Origin of the sequence: Streptomyces spiralis (assembly GCF_014654675.1) — a bacterium.
In the GTDB taxonomy this organism is placed as follows: Bacteria; Actinomycetota; Actinomycetes; order Streptomycetales; family Streptomycetaceae; genus Streptomyces; species Streptomyces spiralis.
Window position 1 is genome coordinate 44,948 of record NZ_BNBC01000050.1, and the last position, 23,728, is coordinate 68,675.

Genomic DNA, 23,728 nt, shown 5'->3' on the forward strand with positions numbered 1-23,728 from the left:
ACGTCACTGCCGGTGTTCGGCGCGAGGAACGACCGGTACAGGGACGAGTAGAAGGTGCGGCGGAGGGTGTCGCCGCCGCCCTGGACACGGACGTCGTCCAGCCGGTCCTCCCAGGCCCGCCGTGCGGCGTCGCGGACCTGGTCGAAGGAACGGCCGCCCTCGGCACGGAGATTCAGGGCCGCCCCGTGGGCGTCGACGTACGACAGGGCCGTCGTCGCCTCGACGGTACGGTCCTCGGTCGTGTCGAAGCGGACATAGGCGCCGTCCCGCCCGGCCCGCGAGCCGGCGGTGACCGCCGAGCCGTCCCAGGTGCCGTAGGCGGTGAACGGGCGGTCGAAGCGGGTGATCGTGTAGACGGTGTAGGGCTTGGTGTCCTGGCAGAAGCCGCTGCCCGTGATCGCGGTGCGCACCGTGCGGTTGTCGAGCACCTCGACCTTGGTGGTCACCGTCCGGTGCAGCGACTGGCCCGCATCGAGCAGCACGTTGGCCTTGTCGGTGGCGGGGAAGGTGTAGCGCTGCACGCCCGTGCGCGCCGTCGCGGTCAGTTCGGCCTCGATACCGGTCCTGAGCCCCACCCTGTAGTAGCCGGGGCTCGCCTGCTCGTCGTCGTGGCTGAACTCGGCCTGGTACTTGGCGTAGTCGGTCTCGGTGACGTCACCCGTGGTCGGCAGCACGGGCAGGTCGCCGCCCAGGCCACAGCCGACGCCGGAGAGATGGACCAGCGAGAAGCCCCGGATGTGGTTCTGCGCGTAGTCGTAGCCGGTGTTGTGGCCCGTGTCCGGCGAGAACTGCACCATTCCGAAGGGCACGGCCGCACCGGGGTAGGTGTTGCCCTCGTTCTGCGTCCCGATGAAGGGGTTGACGAGATCGGTGAGGTGGCCGTCGGGGGCGGCGGCTCCGGCCGCTCGAGCGGCGGGCGACGCGGTCAGGGCGGCGCCGAGGAGCGCGACTGCTGCGACGACCGTTCCCGCGCCGCGTATGCGCTGGGTCCATCTCATGGGCCTGGGCCCTCCCGAGGAGACTTGGACAACGTTGTCAAAGCGGACCGCCTCATTCTTCGTGCTGCATGTGTACTCGTCAATAGCGAGTGCGGGGGCGGCAGTTGCGCCGCGCCGACCGGCCGAATGAGTCGCCGTGGGCCAACTCCGGTCGCTAGGTTGCCTGTTGAGCGATCACCGGTCTGACCTGGAGGGCGTAACGTGACCGAGAGCCCCGACTTCGACGAGCTGAGCACGAGGATCAAGACGGACCAGCCGCACACGGCCCGTATCTGGAACTACTGGCTGGGCGGCAAGGACAACTACGCGGTCGACCAGCGGGCGGGGGACGAGATCCGCCGGCTGCACCCCGGGATCGGTGAGTACGCCCAGGCCGACCGGCGGTTCCTCGGGCGGGCGGTGCGCCACCTCGCGGGCGAGACGGGCCTCCGGCAGTTCCTCGACATCGGTACCGGACTGCCCACCGCGGACAACACCCACGAGGTCGCCCAGCGCATCGCGCCCGAGTCCCGCGTCGTCTACGTCGACAACGACCCGATCGTCCTCGCCCACGCCGCGGCCCTGCTCGCCGGCAGCCCAGAGGGCCGCACCGACTACCTCGACGAGGACCTGCGCAACGTCGACTCGATCCTGGAGCAGGCCGCGCGCGTCCTGGACCTGACCGAGCCCGTGGCGCTGATGCTGCTCGGCGTCGTCATCTTCGTGGAGGACGACCAGGAGGCGTACGGGATCGTGCGCCGCCTCATGGACGCGCTGCCGAAGGGCAGTCACCTGGTGCTGTCGCACACCGTCACACGACCGGACATGCCCGACGTCGACGCCGCCGTCGCCTTCTGGAACGAGCACGGCACGCCGAGACTGACCCAGCGCACCCCCGGCGCCGTCGCCCGGTTCTTCGACGGGCTGGAACTGCTCGCTCCCGGCGTGGTCTCCTGCAACCGCTGGCGCCCCGACACCGACGGGCCCGAACCGCCCGAGGTCGCCATGTTCGGCGGGGTGGGCCGCAAGAACTGAGGGTTCAGTCCAGGTCGCCCTCGAGGACGGTCCGGGTCATCGGGCCGGGGACCCGTTCGTGCAGCGTCCGCTCCAGCACCGCCGGGTCCGCGGACGGGGCCGGCACTGCACCGGGCACCGGCTCCGGCATGCGGCGCCAGGGCTCGGGGACGGCGTCCTCGACCAGGACCAGCGCACCCGGATGCGGACTGCCGATGCCGGGCTCCACGGCGGGACCGGAACGCAGCAGGTGGAGCACGGCCTTTCCGGCCGGGGACAGCTCCGCCACGAACGCGGCGCTGTCCTCGCCGGCCTCCGCGAGCGCGCTCTGCACCCGCTTCACCGCGGCGAACTCGTCCTGCATGTCCTCGAACCGGGCGGCCCGTCCAGGCGGCGGCGGGCTGCGCCGCAACGGAACACTCCAGGCGTACCGGCCGATCTGTCCCCCGACACGGCCGTCCGGTGCGGAGAGCCGGTCCGCGTTGCCGGCGCGCAGGAGCCTCAACAGCGGTTCCCAGGTCGCGAAGTCATGCAGCGAGGACAACGGCGGCCTCCGGTCGTTCCCGTGATCGTGGTGAAAGGCGATTATCGCGCGCCTTCGCCAGTCGTCGCCGTTGACCGTTCCCGGTCCGCTTCCCCCCGCCGCTGCTTCCTCCTCCCGTCTTTCTTCCGTCGTTCTTCTTCTGAACAGATCGGCTCTGGGAGGGCGGAGACTTCGTCAACGCTTGAAAGATTCCCGCGTCCAAGGGCTTGCCGCGACTGTCATGTCATCAGTTAAATCAAGTCGTGAACTAAGCGGCGTGGGCGTGCCGTTGGCGCTGCGCTCGCAGCGTCCTGCCGTCGCGTCCGCGCCGTCACTCCCCATCACACCCGCAGGGATTCGTATGAGACGCAGATCCTTGGGTGTCGCGCTCGCCGCAGCGGCGGCGCTCATCACCCTTCCCGCACACGCCCCTGCCTCGGCGGCGGAGACACCGCTGTCCCAGGGCAGGACCGCCACGTCGTCCTCCGACGAGAACGGCGGTACCCCGGCCGCATACGCCGTCGACGGGGACACCGGCACCCGCTGGTCGTCGGCCGCCGGCGACACCCAGTGGCTCCAGGTCGACCTGGGGGCGACGGCCTCCATCACCAAGGTGGTCCTCGACTGGGAGGCCGCCTACGGCAAGGACTACAAGGTCCAGATCTCCGCCGACGGGAGCACCTGGACCGACCTGAAGTCCGTGACCGGCGGCGACGGCGGCACCGACACCCTGGACGTCTCCGGCCAGGGACGCTACGTGAGGATGTACGGCATACACCGGGCCACCCAATGGGGCTACTCCCTCTGGGAGTTCCAGGTCTTCGGCACCACAGGAGGATCCACCCCCTCCTCCTGCGGCACCGCGAACGCCGCCAAGGGCAAGCCCGCCTCGGCCTCCTCGACGGAGAACGCCGGTACCCCCGCCTCCGCCGCCTTCGACGGCGACCCGGGCACCCGCTGGTCCAGCGCGGCCTCGGACCCGCAGTGGGTCCAGGTGGACCTCGGCTCGGTCCAGGACCTGTGCAAGGTGGACCTGTCCTGGGAGGCCGCCTACGCCAAGGAGTTCCAGATCCAGGCCTCCACCGACGGCCGCACCTGGAACACGCTGCGCAGCGTCACCGGCGCCACCGGCGGCACCGCCTCCTACGACGTCAGCGGCTCCGGCCGGTACGTCCGTGTCTACGGCACCGTGCGGGCGACCGGCTACGGCTACTCGCTGTGGGAGGTCGCCGTGCACACCGGCTCGTCCGGCACCACCGGGCCGGTCCAGGGCGGCGGCGACCTCGGACCCAACGTGATCGTGGTCGACCCCTCCACCCCCGACCTGCAGCAGAAGTTCGACCAGGTCTTCGCCCAGCAGGAGTCCGCCCAGTTCGGCACCGGCCGCTACCAGTTCCTGCTCAAGCCGGGCACCTACAACGGCATCAACGCCCAGATCGGCTTCTACACCTCCATCTCCGGGCTGGGTCTCAACCCCGACGACACCCAGATCAACGGCGACGTCACCGTCGACGCGGGCTGGTTCAACGGCAACGCCACACAGAACTTCTGGCGTTCGGCGGAGAACCTCGCCATCAGGCCGTCGAACGGCACCGACCGCTGGGCCGTCGCGCAGGCGGCTCCCTTCCGCCGGATCCACGTCCAGGGCGGCCTCAACCTCGCCCCGAACGGCTACGGCTGGGCCTCCGGCGGCTACATCGCCGACTCCAGGATCGACGGCACCGTCGGGCCCTACTCCCAGCAGCAGTGGTACACCCGTGACAGCTCCGTCGGCGGCTGGACCAACGGCGTGTGGAACATGACGTTCACCGGTGTCCAGGGCGCCCCGGCGACCAACTTCGACACCGGCCCGTACACCACCCTCGACACCACGCCCGTCTCCCGGGAGAAGCCGTTCCTCTACCTCGACGGCAGCACCTACAAGGTGTTCGTGCCCGCCAAGCGCACGAACGCCCGCGGTGTCTCCTGGCCGGCGAACGCCGGCACCTCGCTCCCGCTCGACCAGTTCTACGTGGTCAAGCCGGGCGCGACCGCGGCGACCATCAACCAGGCGCTGTCCCAGGGCCTCAACCTGCTGTTCACCCCGGGCGTCTACCACCTGGACCGGACGATCGACGTCACCCGGGCCGACACCGTGGTGCTCGGCCTCGGCCTGGCCACCCTGGTCCCCGACAACGGCATCGACGCCATGCACGTGGCCGACGTCGACGGCGTCCGGCTCGCCGGCTTCCTGATCGACGCCGGATCCGTCAACTCCGACACTCTGCTGCAGATCGGTCCGCCCGGATCCTCCGCGGACCACTCCGCCAACCCCACCACCATGCAGGACGTGTTCGTCCGCATCGGCGGCGCCGGACCGGGCCTCGCCACCAACTCGGTCGTGGTCAACAGCGACGACGTCGTCATCGACCACACCTGGCTGTGGCGCGCCGACCACGGCAGCGGCGTCGGCTGGGACACCAACCGGGCCGACTACGGGCTGCGGGTCAACGGCGACGACGTGCTCGCCACCGGCCTGTTCGTCGAGCACTTCAACAAGTACGACGTGTACTGGAACGGAGAGCGCGGCCGGACGATCTTCTTCCAGAACGAGAAGGCCTACGACGCCCCGAACGCCGCCGCCATCACCCACGACGGCATCGTCGGCTACGCGGCCTACAAGGTCGCCGACTCCGTCACCACCCACGAGGCCTGGGGGCTGGGCAGCTACTGCAACTACACGGCCGATCCGACGATCGTCCAGGCCCACGGCTTCCAGGTGCCCGTCAGGTCGGGCGTCACCCTGCACGACGTGCTGGTGATCTCCCTCGGCGGCAAGGGCCAGTACGCCCACGTCGTCAACGACACCGGCGCACCCACCTCGGGAACCGACACCGTGCCCTCCAAGCTGACCCGCTTCCCGTGACCGGGAGGCACTGACCGGCCGGGCCGCACGAGGAGGCCCCGGCGACGGCGTGCGGCGGGCCGTGCACCCACGGCCCGCCGCACGCCCACGGCCCCTTCGCACGCACACGGGAAAAACGAGGCGCGATCGCGGCGCGGCCTGTGGCAGGGTGACGGGCCGGCCGCACGGTTCGCTCCCGAGCGGTCCTTCACACCGACGACAGGAGCACCGCGTGACACCCGGCCGCCTGACCCCGCTGCTGGAACAGTTCGACTTCGCACGCCGGCGCCTCACCGACCGAATGACCGGCCCGGTCGTGGACAGCGGCGACGCCAACGGCGTGGAGGTCGGCCCCATGACCGACGAGGAATACCTCTGGGAGCCGGTTCCCGGGTGCTGGTCGGTGCGGCGGCGCTCGGACGGACCGGGGCCCCGCGCGACCCTCCTGACGGGCACGGGCGAGTGGGGACGCGACGCCACACCCCCACCGCACCCCTCGCCGCCGCCCTTCACCACCCTCGCCTGGCGGCTGACCCACCTCAGCGAGATGCTGACCCTGCGGGCCGACCATGTCACCGGCAGCCACACGCTGACCAGGGACGACTACCGCGTCAGCGGGGATGCGGCGAGCGCGGTCGCGGCCTTCGAGGCCGCCGCCACGGCATGGCGCCAGGCCCTGCTGAGCACCGACGACGTCGCGCTCGACACGGTGGGACACAGCACCTACCCCCACGGCAGCGACCCGGACGACGTGTTCCTCGACGTCGTCTGGTGGGTCAACCAGGAACTGCTGCACCACGGCGCCGAGATCGCCCTGCTGCGCGACCTGTTCCGCACCCGGCGGCGCTGACCGCCACGGCCGCGCGTACCGCTCGGGTGCGGGCGTCCGACCGCGTTCGAATCAGTGGGTGAGGAAGAGCTCGACGACGGGGACGGACACATCGAGGCCCTGGACGGGGAGTTCGGGGGTGAGATGGTCCGACGGCACCCGCAGGTAGTCGTGGCCGGGGTCGTCGGCCGGCGGCTCGCCGATCCGCACCTCGGAGGCGTCGTGCAGGAACTGGGCGTACGCCACCCGGCCGCGCAGCCCCCGAAGGTGCACATGCCGCAGAGGCCGGCCGAAGAGATGGAGAGAGAGGCGGTCGCCGCGGCGCGTGTACCGGCAGTCCTGCGGCGACACGAGGCCCTCGGCCGGACCCGCGCCGTGGTGTCTGCGCAAGGGCGGCGATGACGTCAAGGTCGTCGTGGACCTGCGGTCCTGATCATCGCCCTGGACCGGGGCGTCTTCGGCGAAGGCGGGTCAGGGGGGTCGAGGGCGGGGCGCGGACTTGCAGGTCGGGTGACTGGTCGGGGGTGGTCCGGGCCTGTCGCGCAGCGTCCACGGCTGTGGCCGGGTCGACGCCGGCGAAGGCAATGACGTCGATGGCTGTCATCTGCACGGCCATGTGGATCGCGGTCGGGCGCGGGTCCCTCGTGGTGTCCGACGCCTCTTGGCGGCGTATCAGGCCGAGCGCGCGCTGGGCCGCCCTTTGCCGGGTGTCGTGATCTTCCGGCGCGCAGGCGAGTGTCTCCAGGATGGCGGCGAGTTCGCGCACGGCCGGGGCCCCCTTGGCCAGTTCCCTGCTGTCGCCGACGCGATGGGCGGTGGCGATGCGCGCGAGCATGAGGCAGCTCATGCCCAGCAGGTCGAGCCGTCCCGCGTCGTGGCACTCCCGCAGGACGGTTGAGCCGCGCCCCCACCAAAGGGGTGAGTGACGAGCGATTGCGCTGCTTCGGAGGCGTGCGTGTGCAAGGTCGGACAGCGTGTCGCGGCTGATGGACAGGTGCTGGGCCACCGGGTCGTTGAGTGTTTGATCGTTGCGCTCGAGTGCTTGAGCGGTGTGGCGCAGGAGGTCGATGAGGTCCGTCAGAGCCGCCGCCTCCGCACGGCGCAGCAGCAGCACGGGCTCGGCCGGAAAGACGAGCTGGCTGAAAAGCAGTGCCACGCCTGCTCCGATCAGGGCCTCGGTCAGGCGTTGCGGCCCCGCTGCGCCTCCCACGGTCACCGCGAGGATGGCGCTGACGGCTGCCTGGGCGATCACAATCCGTTCGCCGCCCAACGTGAGCGCGATCAGCATGGCCGCGAAGGTGGCGGCCGTCAGCGCCCCGTACCCGTGGTGCAGCACGGCCACCGCCGCGTCCGCGGCGAGGATGCCCACGACGACCCCGAGGAGCAGCCGCACCGCGTTGACGCCCCGCTCGCCGCGCGCGGCGTTGAGTGCGACGACGGCGGCGATCGGCGCGAAGAAGGGCAGCCGGTGGTCCACGAGATGCCTGGCGATCAACCAGGCCGCGCTCGCCGCGGCGGTCTGCTGAACGACCGGCCATATATCTGCCGTGACCCGCCCCCATGCGCCGGAAGCGGCGTGCAGCAGCGCGCGTCGCCACTGTGCCACGCGCCCGCGACGCCGACGCCACATCACCCCGGCTTCTTTCCCCGTGGCTGCGTGGTGAACCGGGCCCGGAGCGCGGCGTCGACCTGAGCGAAGTCACGGTCGCGGGTCTCGGGGACGTAGCGGGCCACGAACCACAGCCCGAAGGCGCACACCGCGGCGAAGACCCAGAAGGTTTCGCCCTGGCCGATCGCGTTCACCACCGGGAGGAACACGAGGCTGACCACGAAGTTGGAGGCCCAGTTCACGGTGGTGGACACGCTGGAGCCGGCGGCGCGCGCGGAGGGCGGGAAGAGCTCACCGATCAGCACCCAGAAGACCGGACCCAGCCCCACCGCGAAGGCAGCGATGTACACCACCATGAACAGCAGTGACAGCAGCGCGTTCATGCCGAGGACGAAGGACAGTCCCAGCAGGACGAGCGTCACCAGCATGCCGGCCAGCGAGCCGAGCAGCAGCTTGCGTCGCCCCGCACGGTCGATCAGCCGGATCGCGGCAATGGTCATCAGCAGGTTGATCACGCCGATCGCCACCGAGTAGAGGATCGAGTTTGCCGCGGTCAGCCCCGTGTTCTCGATCGTCGTTGGCGCGTAGTAGATGATGGTATTGATTCCGCCGAACTGCTGCACCGCGGCCAGCGTCAGCCCGACGACGAGCGCCGGGCGGACCCGGGGTGACTGAAGGACATGCCATCCCGGGCTCTGTGACGTGTCGCCGCTTTGTGCCTCCCGGTGTCTGCTCTGCGTCTGTTCGATGAGCAGGTCGGCTCTGGTCACGTGGCTGACGGATGCGATCACCGTCCGCGCCGTGTCCGTGCGGCCGTGCAGGATCAGCCATTGCGGTGATTCCGGCAGCAGCAACAGCGCCCCCAGCACCATGACGAGGGCGGGGATGGCGCCGACCGCGAACATGCCTCGCCACTGCCCGTTGCTCGAGAAAGCGAGGTTGATGAAGTACGAGATCAGGATTCCACTCGTGATCATCAGCTGGTTGAGCGTGAGGACGCGCCCGCGGATCTCCTTGGGAGAGACCTCCGACAGGTAGACGGGCACCGTTGCCGAGGCCGCTCCGACCGCCAGGCCGAGCACCAGCCGCCCGACGACCAACGTCCAGTAGCCCGGAGCGGTCGTCAGGATCGCCGTGCCGACGAGGAAGACTGTTCCCGCCGTCGCCAGTGTCTTCCTGCGGCCCAGACGATCGGCCATGCGGCCCGCGGTAACAGCGCCCAGCATCGCCCCGATCAGCAGGACGCCCACCACGCTGCCCTGCTCGAACGCGTTCAGCCTGAAGTCATGCTTGATGTAGAGCAGTGCGCCGGAGATCACGCCGGTGTCGTAGCCGAACAGGAAACCGCCGAGAGCGATGATCGCCGCCCACCGCCAGACCCGACGGCGCCCCTGTGCAGGGATCCCGGCTAGGGGGCCCTGGATGCCCGGCTCTCCCGAGAAGCCCTGGACCATGTGCGTCCCTTCGCCTCAGGTGAGCATCGCTCCCGCGCGTCGGTCCGGAAGGACGCGTCGTCTTCCGTGTCTGGCTGGGCAGGCGACGAGCTGTCCCGCGGGCACTCCTACTATGTGCCGCTGCGATCCGGGACCGCCCCGTAGGGCACAGCGATCGGGTGAACCCGTGCCAGAGGGAGGGTCGCCAGGAGCAGGTATCGCCTGACGGTCAGAAATTCAGGCGATAGGGAAGTACAAGCGGCGCATCACGGGATAGGCATGCAGCTGCGCCAGGCGGCGACCGGATGGGCCGCGAGGGCCTTGACCCGACCTCTGCTCGCTGCCCGGACGGACGGCCCGGGGCACTGCCGCTCACCCCAGCCCGATCGGAAGGCAGCAACTTGCAGATCAACATCGTGGGTCCCGGCAACATGGGCCGAGCCATCGCCGCCCGCGCACTCACCGGCGGCCACAGCGTGTGCCTCGTCCACCCCGACGCCGACCGCGGCCGAGCGGCAGCCGCCGAGCTCAAGCAGCGCTTCCCGGACGGCGAAACCGGCTCGGCCACTGCGGCGCAGGCAGCCGACATGACCGTGCTGGCCCTGCCCTACGACGCAACGCTGGAGGTCGCCGGATCCGCCCGTGCGACGCTGGCCGGACAGGTCGTGGTGGACATCTGCAATCCCGTCGACTTCGCCACCATGGACTCGCGGGTTACGCCCGCCGACACGTCGGCCGCCGAGCAGATCCAGCAGATCGTCGGCACGGACGCGAAGGTCGTCAAGGCATTCAACACCACGTTCGCCGGGCTGCTCACGACGGGTGAAGGCCACGGCTTCCCGCTCGACGTACTGATCGCCGGCGACGACTCCGCTGCCAAGGCCAAGGTCGCGGAGCTGATTTCCTCCGGCGCGATGCGTCCCCTGGACGTCGGTCGGCTGCCCCGCGCCCGGGAGCTCGAGGCGTTGGGTTTCCTGCTCATCTCCGTCCAGCAACCTCTGGAGCTGAACTGGCAGAGCGCCATCAAGATCCTCCCCTGACGGAGACGGACGGGCCGGTGCCCCAGACCCTCCCCAGTCAGCCGAAAGCCCGCACGAGCGGCTTGGCTCCCCTCGGACATCGATGCCGCCGTCAAGCAACTCGCCGCCGACGGCTTGCCCGTCACTGACGAACTGCTCGCCCGCCTCTCCCCGCTCCAGTACGACCACATCAACTTCCTCAAGCCACTACGCCTTCACCTGGACGACCACGCCGGGCTTGCGTCAGCTGCGCGACCCGCAGAGCCACGACGGGACCGAGGACATCGAGGACGAGTAGCCGCGGGCCGCTCGTCGAGACCGACCACCCCCTGTTCGGGGGCGACCCCACACCTGCTCAGTCGATCTCCCCGCCCATAGGGCACCTGACCTGGGAACGGGCGCCACAGTCGCAGTCCGGCCGGCCAGTGGCCGGAGAAGCTGCCTCGCATGCCATGCCCGGCGGGCACGTGGCACCTTCGGCTGTTTCGATGGTGGAAGTGTGAAGGGAGACGCTGGTGTCTGTGGCCCGGTCGTTGTCGCCTGAGAGCGTGACCGAGCTGACCCGGGCGCTGGACCTGAGCGGGGTGTTCGCCAACGGGGCGCTCGGCGGGGTGCTGGCCCGGGCCAGTCGTCTGGATCTGTTCGGCTTCCTGGTCATCGGCATCGTCTCCGGTCTGGGCGGTGGAATCCTCCGTGACACCCTGCTGCAGCACGGCACACCTGTGGCCTTGACCGACTACACCTATCTCACGGTCGCCACTGCCGGCACCCTGCTGGCTTTCGTAGCCGATCTGAGCCGCCACGCGTCCGGTTGGGCCTTCAACGTCCTGGATGCCTCGGCGCTGAGCGTCTGGGCGGTCGCCGGGGCGCAGAAGACGCTCGCTGTCGGCCTGGGGTGGCTGCCGGCCGTGTTGCTGGGCACCATCACAGCGGTCGGCGGTGGGGCGATCCGGGACCTGCTGCTCGCGCGGGCCCCTTCCATCTTCGGCGGCACCCCGTTGTACGCGACCGTCGCGATCGTGGTGAGCGCGGTGATGGTGGTCTGCAGTCGGCTCGGTGCATCCACCGTAGGCGTCCTGGCTGGAATCACGGTCGGTATCTCGCTGCGGCTGGCCGCGTCCCACTGGGGCTGGAAGCTGCCGAACAGCCGCGACTGGCGGCCGGGGACGGCCAAGGACCGGGATCCCTGACAGGAACGGGCGCTGCGCTCACCCACAGAGATGCAGGAGTACACAGCCGTGACACCCAAAGACTCCGCAGATGCTGTTCTGGCCGGGCTCGATGACATCCGGTCCGACCTCGAAGACATCTACAAGGATCTGCACGCCCACCCCGAGCTGGGACACCAGGAGCACCGCACCGCGACCCGGGTGGCGGAACGCCTGAGACACTGCGGTTACCAGGTGCACGAGGGGATCGGCGGCACCGGTGTGATCGGTGTGCTGGCCAACGGCGAGGGGCCGACCGTCTTGCTGCGGGCCGACATGGACGCTCTGCCGGTCCTTGAGGAGACCGGTCTGACCTACGCCAGCACGGCCGAAGCCACGGATGCTTCCGGCCGCCGGGTGCCCGTGGCGCATGCCTGCGGTCACGACATGCACGTCACCTGCCTGCTGGGAGCGGCGCGGCTCATGTTCGGCGCGGCGGGGGTGTGGCAGGGCACACTGGTGGCCTTGTTTCAGCCTGCCGAGGAGCCGGGGGACGGTGCTGACCGGATGCTCGCCGACGGGCTGACCGACCATGTTCCCCGCCCAGACGTCGCCTTCGCCCAGCATGTGCTTCCCTATCCGGCTGGGCAGGTCGGCACGCGCGCCGGGTCCTTTCTCTCCGCGGCGGACAATGTGAAGATCACTGTCCATGGCCGGGGCGCTCACGGCTCGGCACCGCAGGCCGCCATCGACCCCGTGGTGATCGCCTCGATGATCGTCGTCCGGCTCCAGACGATCGTCTCGCGCGAGTTGGCCGCGACCCAGCCGGTCGTGGTCACGGTGGGCTCCGTCCAGGCGGGCTCGAGCGGCAACGTGATTCCGGAGTCGGCCGAACTGCTGGTGAACGTGCGCACGTACGACGACGAGACCCGGCGGGCCGTCCTGGCAGCCGTGCGGCGCATCGTCCATGCCGAGTGTGACGCCTCTGGGGCGACTCGCGCGCCACAGATCGAGGAGGGCACCCGCTTTCCTCCGACTGTCAACGACGACGTGGTGACCCGCGAGGTATCCGCCGCTTTCGCCGCGATGTTCGGAGAGCGCGCGGTCACTGTCGAGTTGCAGAGCGCCAGCGAGGACTTCAGCCGGATCCCGGACGCCTTCGGCACCCCGTACACCTACTGGGCCCTGGGCTGTGTGGATCCGCACGACTACCAGGCCGCCCGGCAACGGGGCACCGTGGCCCAGGACATCCCGGTCAACCACAGCCCCCGCTTCGCACCGGTCCTGCAGCCCACCCTGGACACCGGCGTCCAGGCCCTGGTCACAGCCGCACTCACCCACCTCGGGAAACCGACTCGCACGAGTTGATGAGCTTCCGGCTGGTTCTCCTCCGAGGCCGCAGCACAGCAGCAATCGACCGCCTCGGCGGCGCCCGCGCAGCTTGCGCGGCTGCGGTTTCTCGACGCCCACTGCACCGGCGCTTCACACCTCCGTCGAAGAATGCGGGCGGGCCGCCCACTCGTGCCTGCCGGCCGCGGCATAGATGCCCCAGTGGATGAACAGGCCGAAACGGGCCTCGGTGAACCAGCTCATGTGCCGGATCTCCTTGCGTGGCCGCGGGCCGCGCGCGAGGCACGGCCCACGGCCGGACGATGGGGTGGTCTACGGACGGACGGCCACCCGGGCGAGGGCGACGCGCCTCGTCCCGGTGCGTTGGATCCGTACGTACCCGCCCTCGGCGTCGGTGTCCACCGGGGTCGGCCGCAGGGCCCGTCCGGTGACCTGGACGTCGGCCAGTGCTCCGCGCACTTGTCGTGGGCGGCGGTCGGCGAGCAGGGACGGTCCTGGACGCGGGCGTGACCCCGGCCCTCGCCTCCGCCACACGGACGCTCGTCGTCAGGCCGAGCGTGCGGCGTCCTCGTGGTGGACGGGATGGGCGAAGGGCAGGCCGGCGGTGTAGCGGGCCAGTTCGTCGGCGGCGGCCGCGGCCATGCGGTGCAGCTCACCGCCGAGGGAGCCGGCCACATGCGGGGTGAGCACGACGTTGGGCAGGTCGTACAGGGGCGAGTCGGCGGGCAGGACCTCGGGCTCGGTGACGTCGAGGACGGCGTTGAGGCGCCCGGTGAGGAGTTCGTCCACCAGTGCCTCCTGGTCGACGAGGGAGCCGCGGGAGGTGTTCACCAGGGTCGCGTCGTCGTGCAGCAGGGCGAGCCGGCGGCGGTCGACGAGGTGCCGGGTGGAGGGGAGTTCGGGGGCGTGGACGGTGACCACGTCGCTGGCCGCGCACAGCTCGTCCAGGCCGACGGCGCGGGCGCCGAGCCGCTCGGCCTCCGAGGCGTCGACGTAGGGGTCGTGCAGCAGCAGGTCGAGGTCGTGGGGGCGGAGCAGTTCCAGGACCCGGCGGCCGATGCGGGAGGCACCGACGACACCGACCGTGCGCCGGTGGTTCCCGGCGCGGGGGTAGGCGGCCAGCCAGTCGTGCGGGACGCCGCGCCGGGCCCGGTAGTCGTCCCGCATGCGCAGCAGCTCCTTGTTGGCGAGCAGGACGAAGGCAACGGTGTACTCGGCGACCGGCAGCGCGTTGGCCCAGGCCGCCGAGGTGACCTGGATGCCGCGGCGCCAGCAGGCGTCGGTGACGTGGTGCTTGACGGACCCGGCGGCGTGGATGACGGCGCGCAGCGCGGGCGCCTGTGCCAGCACGGACTCGTCGAGCGGCGGGCAGCCCCAGCCGCTGACGATGACCTCGGTCTCGCGCAGCGCGGCGGCCGCCCGTGGGTTGGTGAAGTCGTCCACGACGAGCGTGGGGTCGAGATCGGCGAGCGCGGTGAACCGGGCCAGGGTGGGCCGGTCGATCAGACGTGCGGCGAGGTCGGCGTGCATGGCCAGCAGGGTGCGCGGGCGCCGGTGCCCGGAGCCGGCCGGGCTCGGCTGCGGGGCGGGTGCGGTCGGGGGGTTGGACACTCGGTTCTCCGGTGCGTGTGCGGCAGAGTCATTGGGGTGTGCTGCGCCGGTCTACTTGACGCTTCCCGCGGTGAGGCCGGCCTTCCAGTGACGCTGAAGGGCGACGAAGGCGATGACCAGCGGGACGATGCCGAGCAGGGAGCCGGTGACGACCAGCGGGTAGTACTCGGGGAAGGCGTGGGTCTGGGTGTTCCAGCTGTACAGGCCGAGACTGACGGGGAAGAGCCGGTCGTCGGAGAGCATCACCAGAGGGAGGAAGAAGTTGTTCCAGATGGCGGTGAACTGGAACAGGAAGACGGTGACCAGGCCGGGCAGCACCATGGGAAGACCCACCGACCAGAAGGTCCGCAGCTCGCCGGCGCCGTCCACGCGGGCCGCCTCCAGCGCCTCGCCGGGCACGTACCCGGCACAGAAGACGCGCGCCAGGTAGACCCCGAAGGGGTTGACGAGACTCGGGACGAACACGGCCCAGAAGGTGTTGACGACACCCACCTTGGAGGCCAGCAGGTACAGCGGCAGCGCGAGCGCGGTGGTGGGCACCAGCACGCCGAGCAGGACCAGCCCGAAGAGCTGCTCCTTGCCGGGGAAGGAGTAGACGTGGAAGGCGTAGCCCGCGCAGACGCACACCAGCGCGCACAGCAGGGCGCCGATCCCCGCGTACAGCAGGGAGTTGAGGTACCAGCGGAAGTAGATGCCGTCGCCGGCGGTGGCCAGGGCGTGCAGGTTGGCGCCGAGGTGCCAGGTGGAGGGGGTCAGGGCGCGCCCGCCGAGCAGGTCGCCGGTGTTCTTCGCGGCGGCGGCGAGCAGCCAGCCGAGCGGCAGCAGGGTGTATGCGGTGGCCAGCACCAGAGCGCCGTTGACGGCGGTTCTGGACAGCGACCAGGGGCGGCGGCCCGGGGTGGACGTGGTGCCGGGCCGGGCGGTGGCGGTGGTCATGCGACGGCTCCCGTCTCGGTCTGCGGACGGGTGCGGCCGCTCCGGGTGCGGGTGGCCCGGGTGACGACGAAGGAGAGCGCGGCGGCGGCCAGCGCGAGCAGCACCGAGGAGGCGGCGGCCAGACCGTAGTCGTGCCGCTCGAAGGCGGCGGTGTAGGCGTACATGTTGGGGGACCAGGTGGAGACGACGCTGGGGGTGGTGCCGTGCAGGATCATCGGCTCGGTGAACAGCTGCAGCGAGCCGATGACGGTGAACAGACCGACGACGGTGAGCGAGGAACGGATCAGCGGGACCTTGATGCTCAGCGCGGTGCGCAGCGGCCCGGCGCCGTCGACACGGGCGGCCTCCAGGACCTCGCGCGGGATGGCCTGCAGCGCGGCGAAGAAGATCACCATGTTGTAGCCGGTCCACTCCCACACGGCCATGTTGACGACGGCCGGCAGCGGATGACCCAGCAGATCGGCCCCGGCGCCGGCGGAGTTCAGGGCGCCGATGACCGGGCTGATGCCCGGGGTGTAGAGGTACACCCAGACCAGGGCGGCGATGGTGCCGGGCACCGCGTGCGGCAGGAACAGCGCCAGCTGGAAGAAGCGGCGGGCCCGGACGAGCGCGGAGTCCAGCAGCAGGGCCAGCACCAGCGCCAGGCACATCATCAGCGGGATGTACAGCAGGCAGTACTGGGCGAGGTTGCGGAAGCCGCCGCGGAACGCGCCGTCGCCCAGGGCCCGGGTGTAGTTGCCCAGTCCCGTGAAGACCGTCTCGCTGCCGCCGAAGCCGAGACCGGACCGGTGCTCGGTGAAGAGGCTGAGGTAGACGGCGTAGCCGATCGGCACGAGCGTGGCGGCGGTGAAGAGCACGAAGAACGGAGCCAGCAGTACGGTGGGCGCGCCGTACCGCCGCCGGCGTGCGGCGGCGGTACGGGCGGACGGCGCGGCCGAGACCGCGCGGGCGGCCGTGGGGGCGGTCGTCGGGACGGTCGGGGTCATCGTGCGGAGACCTTCAGACCGCGGTTCTTCAGCTCGGCGACGGTGTCCTTCTGCGCGCTCGCGAGCGCCTGGGCGATGGTGCCGGAACCGGAGGAGAGCCGGCCGAAGGAGTCCTTCAGGGAGGTGTTGGTGACGCCCATGGCAGGACCCCAGGTCCACTTCTGCCCGATGGACTTGGCCGCGCTCCCGTAGACGCCGTAGACGTCCTGACCGCCGTAGAAGTCGGCCTTGAACGCCTTCGCGGCGACCGGGACCAGATCGGGGTCGGCGGGGTACGCGGAGGAGTTGCCGGCGGAGATCCGGGCCTCGATGCCCTCGGGCGTGGTGGTGGCCCAGGTGGCGAACTCGACCGCGGCCTTCGCCTTCTTGCTGTCCTTGGAGACGGCGAAGGTGCTTCCGCCGAGCATGCCGCCGGCCGCGTCGCCGTTCCAGCTGGGCAGCGGGGCGACGGCCCACTTGCCCGCCTGGTCGGGAAGCGTGCCCTTCAGCACGCCGCCGCCCCAGGACGCGCCCAGGTAACCGGCGGTCTGCCCCTTCTGCAGCGAGGCGGTCCACTGCTGGCTGAAGGACGGCTCGACCCGGACCAGGTCGTCGTCGATCATCTTCTGCCAGTAGCCGGCGACCTTGGCGGTCTCGGGCCCGTTCAGGCTCACCTGCCAGGAGTCGCCGGAGGTTCCGAACCACTGGGCGCCGGCCTGCCAGGCCATCGCCTCGAAGGTGGTCGGGTCGTCGGGGAAGAACGTCGCGATACGGGCGCCGGGTTCGGCCTTGCGCAGCTTTCCGGCGGCCGAGTGGAACTCGTCCCACGTCCTGGGCGGCGTCTTGATGCCGGCCTTGGCGAACAGGTCCTTGCGGTAGTAGAAGACCTGCGGGGCGGCGTCCAGCGGCAGCGCGTAGGTGGCGCCGCCGAGGGTGGTCAACTGCACCGCCTGCGGCAGGTACTTGGCCTTGAGGTCCGCGTCGACGTACTCGCCGATGTCCTTGACCGCGCCCTGGCTGACGAAGTCGGGGAGCTGCGGGTACTCGACGTTGAAGACGTCGGGGGCGTTGCCGGCCTTGACCGCGTTGGAGAGCTTGGCGTAGCCGCCGGCCGCCCCGGAGGGGATCTCCTCGTAGGTGACGTGGACGTCCTTGTGGGAGGCGTTGAAGGCGTCCACGACCTCCTTGGTGCCCTTGGCCCAGCCCCAGAAGGTGATGTCGACGGTCTTGCCCGCGCCGGCCGGGTCCTCGTCGTCGCTGCCGCAGCCGGCGAGGAGGGTGGCGGACAGGGCGGCGGCGGTGAGCGCGGCGGCGGCGCGGAGGGCTCTGCGACTGCGGGAGAGGGCAGCGGACATGGCTCGGCTCCTGAAGGAACGGGACGGGTGAGGTTGCCCGGTGGGGAGTCCACGGCCTCGGGGACCGGCCGGACTCCGGGGCCGTCGGGCCCGGGCACGGCCATCCTGGGAGCACTTCAGATCGAAGTCAATAGCTTTCGATCGATCGATCGAGAGTGATCAGGCTACGAGTGGCTGTAATGGGCTGATTTGTTGGTGTTTGACGTGTGCTTCCCCTGCCCGGAGCAGCGCAAGAACGGATCGTTCGATCACTCAGACCGACGCTCGATCCAGTAGCCCGTGGCCGAGTGCACGCCGGAGGACCCTCGGCCACTCGCCGTGCCGTACGGAACCTGGGGCTCCCGGATGTGCGCACGGTATGCGGAAGCTCTGTCTCTGACGGAGGGGCTCTCCTGTGTCGGCAGGGGCCCGAGATGGGGAGTGGTCAGTGATCGAGTCAATGGAAATTGACCAGTCGATCGAATTCCGATCGATCAGCGCCCGCATACGGATCGAATGATATGCTCACGGTGAGTCATGCCAGGGTGAGAAAGGGACCGCCCATGTCGATCGCGGCTGACGAGCGCCGCACGCGGATCCTCGAGATCGTGCGCAAGCTCGGCACGGTACGGGTGACGGATCTCGCGACCCGTCTGGACCTCCCGGCGGTCACCGTGCGCCGGGACGTCGCGGCCCTCGCCGAAGCCGGTCTGGTGCGCCGCTCGCACGGCTCGGTCTCCGGGCCCGACGAGCGCACCGGCGCGGCGGCCGACGCCCGCACCATGGGGCTGATCGTGCCCACGGTGAGCCACACGGTCAGCCAGTACTTCGACGAGGTGATCGCCGGCGCCAGGGCCGCGGCCTCCGACGCGGGCGCCCATCTGATGCTGGGCATCTCCTCCTACGACCCGGGGGCCGACCGGACCCAGGCGGAACAGCTCCTGAAGTCGGGCGCCGAGGGCCTGATGCTCACCCCCAACTGGCTCGCCACGACCGACCCGGAGGACCGGCTCTGGCTCAACGAGCTGCCGGTGCCGACCGTGCTGGTGGAACGCCGGGCCGCCGCCGGCACACCCGCGGCCGAACTCGACTCGGTCAGTTCCGACCACCACCACGGCGTCCTGCTCGCCCTGCGCCACCTGGCCGCACTCGGTCACGACACCGTCGCCCTCGCCGCCCGCCGCGACACCTGGACGGCGCTGCAGGTGCGCGGCGGGTACGCCGAGGGCTGCGAGACCCTCGGCCTGAGGCCCCGGCCGGTGATCGACATAGACGATCCGGCCACGGCTCCGGAGTCGGTGACCCGGCAACTCGCCGAGGCCGTCGACCAGGGTGTGCGCGCGGCCCTCGTGCACAACGACCAGGACGCCATCCAGCTTCCGGCGCTGCTGCGCGCGCGAGGCCTGTCCGTCCCCGAGGATCTGGCGCTGATCAGCTACGACGACGTCTTCGCGGCGCTCGGCGCTCCGCCGCTGACCGCGGTGGCCCCGCCCAAGAGGGCCGTCGGCGCCGCCGCCGTCGACCTGCTGCTGCGACGGCTGCGGCACGGACCCGACCTGCCGGTCCACCGCCTCGAACTGCTCCCCGAACTCAAGGTGCGCGCCTCCTGCGGCGGTACGCCGGCCTCCTGACGCCCGTCCGCGCTCGCGGGGCCCGGTCGACGGGGCGATTGTGCGGGTCGGGCGCTGCCGCCGAGGCGTCGGGCCGCGAGCGCGGTGACCCGCGCGGCGGACTGCGTCGGCGACGGACGTGCCGCGCGGCGGCGGTGTCGGCGGGCCGGGCCGTGTCACCGGCCCGGGCGCCGAAGGCCGCACCTGCTCGCCCCGCACCGGCGGCCGTGACCACTCGCCCATCCGGGCCGGACAGCACTCCGCCCTGCCGGTCGGGAGAACCGGCAGGGCGGAGTCGGTGGAATCAGGGGCCGGGCGGTGTCAGCCGGCCACCAAGGCGGTTCAGCCGGCCACCGCGGCGGGCTGCTCGGCCTGCTGCGGCAGCGAGTAGACGCTCTCGAGGTCGTCGACCGCGGAGGCCGACGCGTGGTCGTACTTGGTGTGGTCGAGGATCTTCTCGCGGGCGGAGACGAGGACCGGGATGAGGGCCTGGCCGGCCACGTTGGTGGCGGTGCGCATCATGTCCAGGATCGGGTCGATGGCGAGCAGCAGGCCCACACCCTCCATCGGCAGGCCGAGGGTGGACAGGGTGAGCGTCAGCATGACCGTCGCGCCCGTCAGACCGGCGGTGGCCGCCGAGCCGATCACCGAGACGAAGGCGATGAGCACGTACTCCTTGATGCCCAGCTGCACATCGAAGATCTGCGCCACGAAGATCGAGGAGATGGCCGGGTAGATGGCCGCGCAGCCGTCCATCTTGGTGGTCGCGCCGAAGGGCACCGCGAAGGAGGCGTAGTCCTTCGGGACGCCGAGCCGGATCGCCGACTGCTGGGTGACCGGCATGGTGCCGACCGAGGAGCGGGAGACGAAGGCGAGCTGGATGGCGGGCCAGGCGCCCTTGAAGAACTGCACCGGGTTCAGCTTGCCGACGGTCGCCAGCAGCAGCGGGTAGACGCCGAAGAGGACCAGGGCGCAGCCGACGTAGATGTCGACGGTGAAGGTCGCGTAGTTGCCGAGCAGGTTCCAGCCGTACTCCACGATGGCGCGACCGATGAGGCCCGCGGAGCCGATCGGGGCGAGCAGGATCACCCACCACAGCGCCTTCTGCAGCAGCTCCAGGACGGACTCGGAGAGGGTGAGGATCGGCTGGGCCTTCGGGCCGATCTTCAGGATCGCGATACCGGCGACGACCGCCATGAAGACGATCTGCAGGACGTTGAGCTCCGTGAACGGCGTGACGACATCGGTCGGGATGATGCCGGTCAGGAAGTCCAGCCAGCTGCCGGCGTGGTCCGGCTTGGCGCCGTCGGCCGGGGTGAGGTCGGAGCCGGAGCCCGGGTTGGAGATCAGGCCGATGGCGAGGCCGATGACGACCGCGATCAGCGAGGTGATCATGAACCAGAGCAGGGTACGGCCGGCCAGGCGGGCCGCGTTGTTGACCTTCCGCAGGTTGGTGATGGACACCATGATCGCGAAGAACACCAGGGGAGCCACGGCCAGCTTCAGCAGCTGCACGAAGATGCCGCCCACCTTGTCGAGGGTGGTGGCGAGCCAGGACACGTCGTAGGTCCGGGCCACGAAGCCGAGGACCAGGCCGACGGCGAGACCGAGCAGGACCTGGGCCCAGAACGGGACGGGTATGCGGAAGCCGGACTTCGCGGGCTTCGTATCGCCGGTGTTGGCGGACACGGACACACTCCAGTAGGGACGCGCGGAAAGGGGACGAGCGGGACGTACGGGAGCGGCGACCGTAGGACGTGTCAACGGCGCCGCTGCATCGAGGAGATCGCGATCAGGCGCGACAGGCCGCGGACATGCAGCGGCAGAGATCGACATGCAGGCGCGCCACGAGCGTCACGCTCATGGCGGCGCGGCTGACACCGCGAGGGGCGTCGGCGCGGTGCGCGGCTGCTGTCTTCATGGCGTAAAGATTAACACTTGTACTTTGAGAACATCAAAGCCGGTCTTTGACAGAAGATCACACACCCCGTGGTAATGGCGCCGAGGGCGGGGCTCCCGTTCCCGTCGCGCCTCGCGCAGGGGAGCACACTGGCCTCCCGCGATTTCTCTGACTAGAGTCAGAGAATGCACTCGGCACAGATTGACCAGGTGCGGCGGTTCAACCGCACCGTCACCCAGCGGGTGGGCGTGCTCCACGATCACTACCTGGGCCGCGACCGGCCGATCGGCGAGGCCCGGCTGCTCTGGGAGATCGGCGGACAGGGCGAGGACGTCCGGCGGCTGCGCGAGCGCCTGGGACTCGACTCCGGGTACGTCAGCCGGCTCCTGCGCTCCCTGGAGGCCGACGGTCTGGTGACCGTCGAACCCCATCCCCGGGACAGACGCGTGCGCACCGTCCGGCTCACCGACGCGGGCCGCGCCGAGCGGGCCACGCTCGACGCCCGCAGCGACGAGCTGGCCGGCTCCCTGCTCGAACCGCTCAACGAGGCCCAGCGCGCCCGCCTGGTCGCCGCCATGGCCGAGGTCGACCGGCTGCTGACCGCCGGGACGGTCACGCTGGACACCGTCGACCCCGGCCACCCCGACGCCCTGTACTGCCTGCGGTCCTACTTCACCGAGCTGCAGGAGCGCTTCGAGACCGGCTTCGACCCCGAGCGGAGCCTGCTGCCCGACGCCGGTGAACTCACCCCGCCGCGCGGCGAGTTCCTGGTCGCCCGGCTGCACGGCGAACCCGTCGGCTGCGCGGGCCTGAAGCTGCCGCCCGGCGCCCCGGCCGAGATCAAACGCATGTGGGTGGCGCCCCGCGCCCGCAGGCTCGGCCTCGGCCGCCGCTTCCTCATCGAACTGGAGGCGCGGGCCGCCCGGCACGGCCGCACCCTCCTGCGCCTGGACACCAACAAGGCCCTGACCGCCGCGATCGGGCTGTACCACTCCTGCGGTTTCCAGGAGGTGCCCGCCTTCAACGACGAGCCGTACGCCCACCACTGGTTCGAGAAGCGCGTCACCGCACCGCCGGCGGCACTACAGGAGTGAGGGGCCTGGTCAGGCCCGGGCCGCCGAAGCCTGGATGTCCTCCCGGGTGTGCTCCATCAGTTCGGCCAGGCCACCGACCTCGGGGTCGAGTTGTTCCGCGCGCGCGGCGACCTCGTCCACCCATGCGGCGGTGGACAGCGCGAGCTCGACGGCCTTCTTCTCCAGACCGTCGCCGAGCAGTTCCTCGATCTTGAAGGAGAGGCCGGCCAGGGTCTCGTCGTCGGTGTCGGGCACCAGGTACTCCTCGAGACCGGCCGGATACGGTGTCGCCTCCCGGGACTCGCGCAGGGCGGTGACCACCGCGGACTCCTCGCTGTACTGATCGAGGAGTCCCATGAGGACGTACAGCCGTGCCACCAGCCGTGGCAGGCCCGGCTGCCGGTCCAGCCAGGCCATGAGACCGCGCTGGCCGCCGAGGTGGTCGATGACCCGCGTCATCTCCTCGGTGAGGGTGGTGGGCAGAACCCAGTGGAACGGCAGCAGGCGCGCGACCTGGTCGGCGAGCTCCGCCTCGCCCCGCGGGTCCAGTGTGCCGGCGACGAAGCCGCTGACCAGCTCGCCGTCCAAGCTGAAACCGTCCGGCTTCGACCGGTCACGTGAGGTGCCGGAGGCGTCGTGACGCAGACGCAGGAGCTCGTCGACGATCTTGCTCAGCGGTTTGTCGTGCACGGATCCTCCCAGGGGCTGCCTCACCACTGTGCCGCCGGCCGCCGACCCGGCGCGCGCTGGTTGGTCCAGGCGAGTCACCCCCGGTTCACGGTTTGCGGGGCCGGACGCGGCGCGTTTGAGTGAGTGGGGGGTCCCCTCCTTCGGTGAGGAGTGCGTCATGTCGATGTCGTTCGGTTCTGCCTTCGGTTCGTCGGATCCGTTCGGTGAGCTGTTGAACCGGTTCTTCGGGATGTCGCCCGCGACGTCGCCTCCGGCGGTGCAGCGGGTGCCGATCGGGCGGCTGCTGAGCGAGCCGTCGCAGGAGTTGATCAATCTGGCGGCGCGGCGGGCGCTGGAGGACGGGACGCCGGATCTGGACACGGAGCACTTGCTGTGGGCGGCGACGCAAGTGGAGCCGTCGCGGGGCCTGTTGACACAGGCGGGGGTGGACGTGGAGGAGTTCGCCGCACAGATCGCCAAGGTGCTGCCGCGGGAGTCGGTGGAGGTGTCGGCACAGCCGGGGCTGACTCCGGGCGCCAAGCGGACGCTGGCCGCCGCCTATGGGCTGTCGCAGGCGACGGGCGCCTCGTACATCGGCCCCGAGCACATTCTGGGTGCGTTGCTGGAGGGGGAGGGCACGGGTGCGGCCCGGCTGCTGCAGGGGGCGGGGCTGGATGTGTCGCGGCTGCGGGGTCTGGCGGAGAGGCCGGCGCGGCCGGCCCGTGGGGAGGGTGCCGGTGCGGGACAGGAGGGCGGGGCGCCGTCGTCGTTGGACGAGTACGGGCGGGATCTGACGGAGGAGGCGAAGGCGGGCAGGCTCGATCCGGTGGTGGGGCGTGCGGAG

Annotated in this window: 23 protein-coding genes; 9 read left to right on the top strand and 14 right to left on the bottom strand. The window is 70.7% G+C overall.

Going from position 1 to position 23,728, the window contains the following annotated elements; all coding sequences use genetic code 11:
* A partial coding sequence (locus tag IE318_RS45585) for a glycoside hydrolase domain-containing protein (RefSeq protein WP_229903979.1) occupies positions 1-998 on the bottom strand: 998 nt, incomplete at its 3' end.
* Between the two features lie 201 nt (positions 999-1,199).
* Between IE318_RS45585 and IE318_RS35990 the strand changes: the two genes are divergently transcribed.
* Positions 1,200-2,012, top strand: a complete 813-nt coding sequence (locus IE318_RS35990) for an SAM-dependent methyltransferase (RefSeq protein ID WP_189907125.1) — start codon at positions 1,200-1,202, stop codon at positions 2,010-2,012.
* 4 nt (positions 2,013-2,016) lie between these two features.
* On the opposite strand, the gene IE318_RS35995 is transcribed toward IE318_RS35990, so the two are convergent.
* Positions 2,017-2,535, bottom strand: a complete 519-nt coding sequence (locus IE318_RS35995; protein WP_189907127.1) for a hypothetical protein — start codon at positions 2,533-2,535, stop codon at positions 2,017-2,019.
* A gap of 340 nt (positions 2,536-2,875) precedes the next feature.
* On the opposite strand from IE318_RS35995, the gene IE318_RS36000 reads away from it, so the two are divergent.
* Both IE318_RS36000 and IE318_RS36005 read left to right on the top strand, forming a co-directional pair.
* Positions 2,876-5,419 (top strand): discoidin domain-containing protein, encoded by a 2,544-nt coding sequence (locus tag IE318_RS36000; RefSeq protein ID WP_189907129.1) that lies wholly within the window; start codon positions 2,876-2,878, stop codon positions 5,417-5,419.
* Positions 5,420-5,630: 211 nt separating this feature from the next.
* Complete coding sequence (locus tag IE318_RS36005; RefSeq protein WP_229903980.1) at positions 5,631-6,248, top strand: DinB family protein; 618 nt, start codon at positions 5,631-5,633, stop codon at positions 6,246-6,248.
* A 51-nt stretch (positions 6,249-6,299) separates the two neighbouring features.
* On the opposite strand, the gene IE318_RS36010 is transcribed toward IE318_RS36005, so the two are convergent.
* Genes IE318_RS36010 through IE318_RS36020 form a run of 3 tightly spaced genes read right to left on the bottom strand, consistent with a single transcriptional unit; the run spans position 6,300 to position 9,290 of the window.
* Complete coding sequence (locus IE318_RS36010) at positions 6,300-6,617, bottom strand: hypothetical protein (RefSeq protein WP_189907131.1); 318 nt, start codon at positions 6,615-6,617, stop codon at positions 6,300-6,302.
* Positions 6,618-6,660: 43 nt separating this feature from the next.
* Entirely contained in the window at positions 6,661-7,833 is a 1,173-nt protein-coding gene (locus tag IE318_RS36015; RefSeq protein WP_189907133.1) for an FUSC family protein, read from the bottom strand.
* A gap of 23 nt (positions 7,834-7,856) precedes the next feature.
* A complete protein-coding gene (locus IE318_RS36020) occupies positions 7,857-9,290 on the bottom strand; it encodes a sugar porter family MFS transporter (protein WP_189907135.1) in 1,434 nt (477 codons plus the stop codon).
* 380 nt (positions 9,291-9,670) lie between these two features.
* On the opposite strand from IE318_RS36020, the gene IE318_RS36025 reads away from it, so the two are divergent.
* From IE318_RS36025 to IE318_RS36040, 3 genes are all read left to right on the top strand, one after another.
* A complete protein-coding gene (locus tag IE318_RS36025) occupies positions 9,671-10,309 on the top strand; it encodes an NADPH-dependent F420 reductase (RefSeq protein ID WP_189907137.1) in 639 nt (212 codons plus the stop codon).
* Between the two features lie 527 nt (positions 10,310-10,836).
* Positions 10,837-11,478, top strand: coding sequence for a trimeric intracellular cation channel family protein (locus tag IE318_RS36035; RefSeq protein ID WP_229903981.1), 642 nt, complete (start codon positions 10,837-10,839; stop codon positions 11,476-11,478).
* A gap of 48 nt (positions 11,479-11,526) precedes the next feature.
* Complete coding sequence (locus IE318_RS36040) at positions 11,527-12,804, top strand: amidohydrolase (protein ID WP_229903982.1); 1,278 nt, start codon at positions 11,527-11,529, stop codon at positions 12,802-12,804.
* A 114-nt stretch (positions 12,805-12,918) separates the two neighbouring features.
* On the opposite strand, the gene IE318_RS36045 is transcribed toward IE318_RS36040, so the two are convergent.
* The 6 genes from IE318_RS36045 to IE318_RS36070 form a co-directional block, all read right to left on the bottom strand.
* Entirely contained in the window at positions 12,919-13,029 is a 111-nt protein-coding gene (locus IE318_RS36045) for an alpha-L-fucosidase (protein ID WP_189907145.1), read from the bottom strand.
* 69 nt (positions 13,030-13,098) lie between these two features.
* Positions 13,099-13,245, bottom strand: a complete 147-nt coding sequence (locus IE318_RS36050) for a hypothetical protein (protein ID WP_189907147.1) — start codon at positions 13,243-13,245, stop codon at positions 13,099-13,101.
* Between the two features lie 87 nt (positions 13,246-13,332).
* Positions 13,333-14,316, bottom strand: a complete 984-nt coding sequence (locus IE318_RS36055; protein WP_189907171.1) for a hydroxyacid dehydrogenase — start codon at positions 14,314-14,316, stop codon at positions 13,333-13,335.
* A gap of 132 nt (positions 14,317-14,448) precedes the next feature.
* Complete coding sequence (locus IE318_RS36060) at positions 14,449-15,333, bottom strand: carbohydrate ABC transporter permease (protein WP_189907149.1); 885 nt, start codon at positions 15,331-15,333, stop codon at positions 14,449-14,451.
* Entirely contained in the window at positions 15,330-16,319 is a 990-nt protein-coding gene (locus tag IE318_RS36065; protein WP_189907152.1) for a carbohydrate ABC transporter permease, read from the bottom strand. Before IE318_RS36065 ends, IE318_RS36060 begins: the two co-directional genes overlap by 4 nt.
* Complete coding sequence (locus tag IE318_RS36070; protein WP_189907154.1) at positions 16,316-17,653, bottom strand: ABC transporter substrate-binding protein; 1,338 nt, start codon at positions 17,651-17,653, stop codon at positions 16,316-16,318. Before IE318_RS36070 ends, IE318_RS36065 begins: the two co-directional genes overlap by 4 nt.
* A 542-nt stretch (positions 17,654-18,195) precedes the next feature.
* Between IE318_RS36070 and IE318_RS36075 the strand changes: the two genes are divergently transcribed.
* The gene (locus IE318_RS36075) at positions 18,196-19,263 is read left to right on the top strand and encodes a substrate-binding domain-containing protein (protein WP_229903983.1); all 1,068 of its coding nucleotides are present in this window, start codon (positions 18,196-18,198) and stop codon (positions 19,261-19,263) included.
* 321 nt (positions 19,264-19,584) lie between these two features.
* Here IE318_RS36075 and IE318_RS36080 read toward each other — a convergent pair whose 3' ends face one another.
* Positions 19,585-20,931, bottom strand: a complete 1,347-nt coding sequence (locus IE318_RS36080; RefSeq protein ID WP_189907158.1) for a dicarboxylate/amino acid:cation symporter — start codon at positions 20,929-20,931, stop codon at positions 19,585-19,587.
* A 103-nt stretch (positions 20,932-21,034) separates the two neighbouring features.
* A complete protein-coding gene (locus IE318_RS46210; RefSeq protein WP_267882727.1) occupies positions 21,035-21,163 on the bottom strand; it encodes a hypothetical protein in 129 nt (42 codons plus the stop codon).
* A gap of 164 nt (positions 21,164-21,327) precedes the next feature.
* On the opposite strand from IE318_RS46210, the gene IE318_RS36085 reads away from it, so the two are divergent.
* The gene (locus IE318_RS36085; protein ID WP_189907159.1) at positions 21,328-22,236 is read left to right on the top strand and encodes a helix-turn-helix domain-containing GNAT family N-acetyltransferase; all 909 of its coding nucleotides are present in this window, start codon (positions 21,328-21,330) and stop codon (positions 22,234-22,236) included.
* Between the two features lie 9 nt (positions 22,237-22,245).
* Here the strand turns inward: IE318_RS36085 and IE318_RS36090 are convergent, their stop codons facing one another.
* Positions 22,246-22,905: a hypothetical protein gene (locus tag IE318_RS36090; protein WP_189907161.1), complete on the bottom strand. Its 660-nt coding sequence runs from the start codon at positions 22,903-22,905 to the stop codon at positions 22,246-22,248.
* Between the two features lie 157 nt (positions 22,906-23,062).
* Between IE318_RS36090 and IE318_RS36095 the strand changes: the two genes are divergently transcribed.
* The coding region (locus IE318_RS36095; protein ID WP_189907163.1) for a Clp protease N-terminal domain-containing protein at positions 23,063-23,728 on the top strand (666 nt) is incomplete at its 3' end.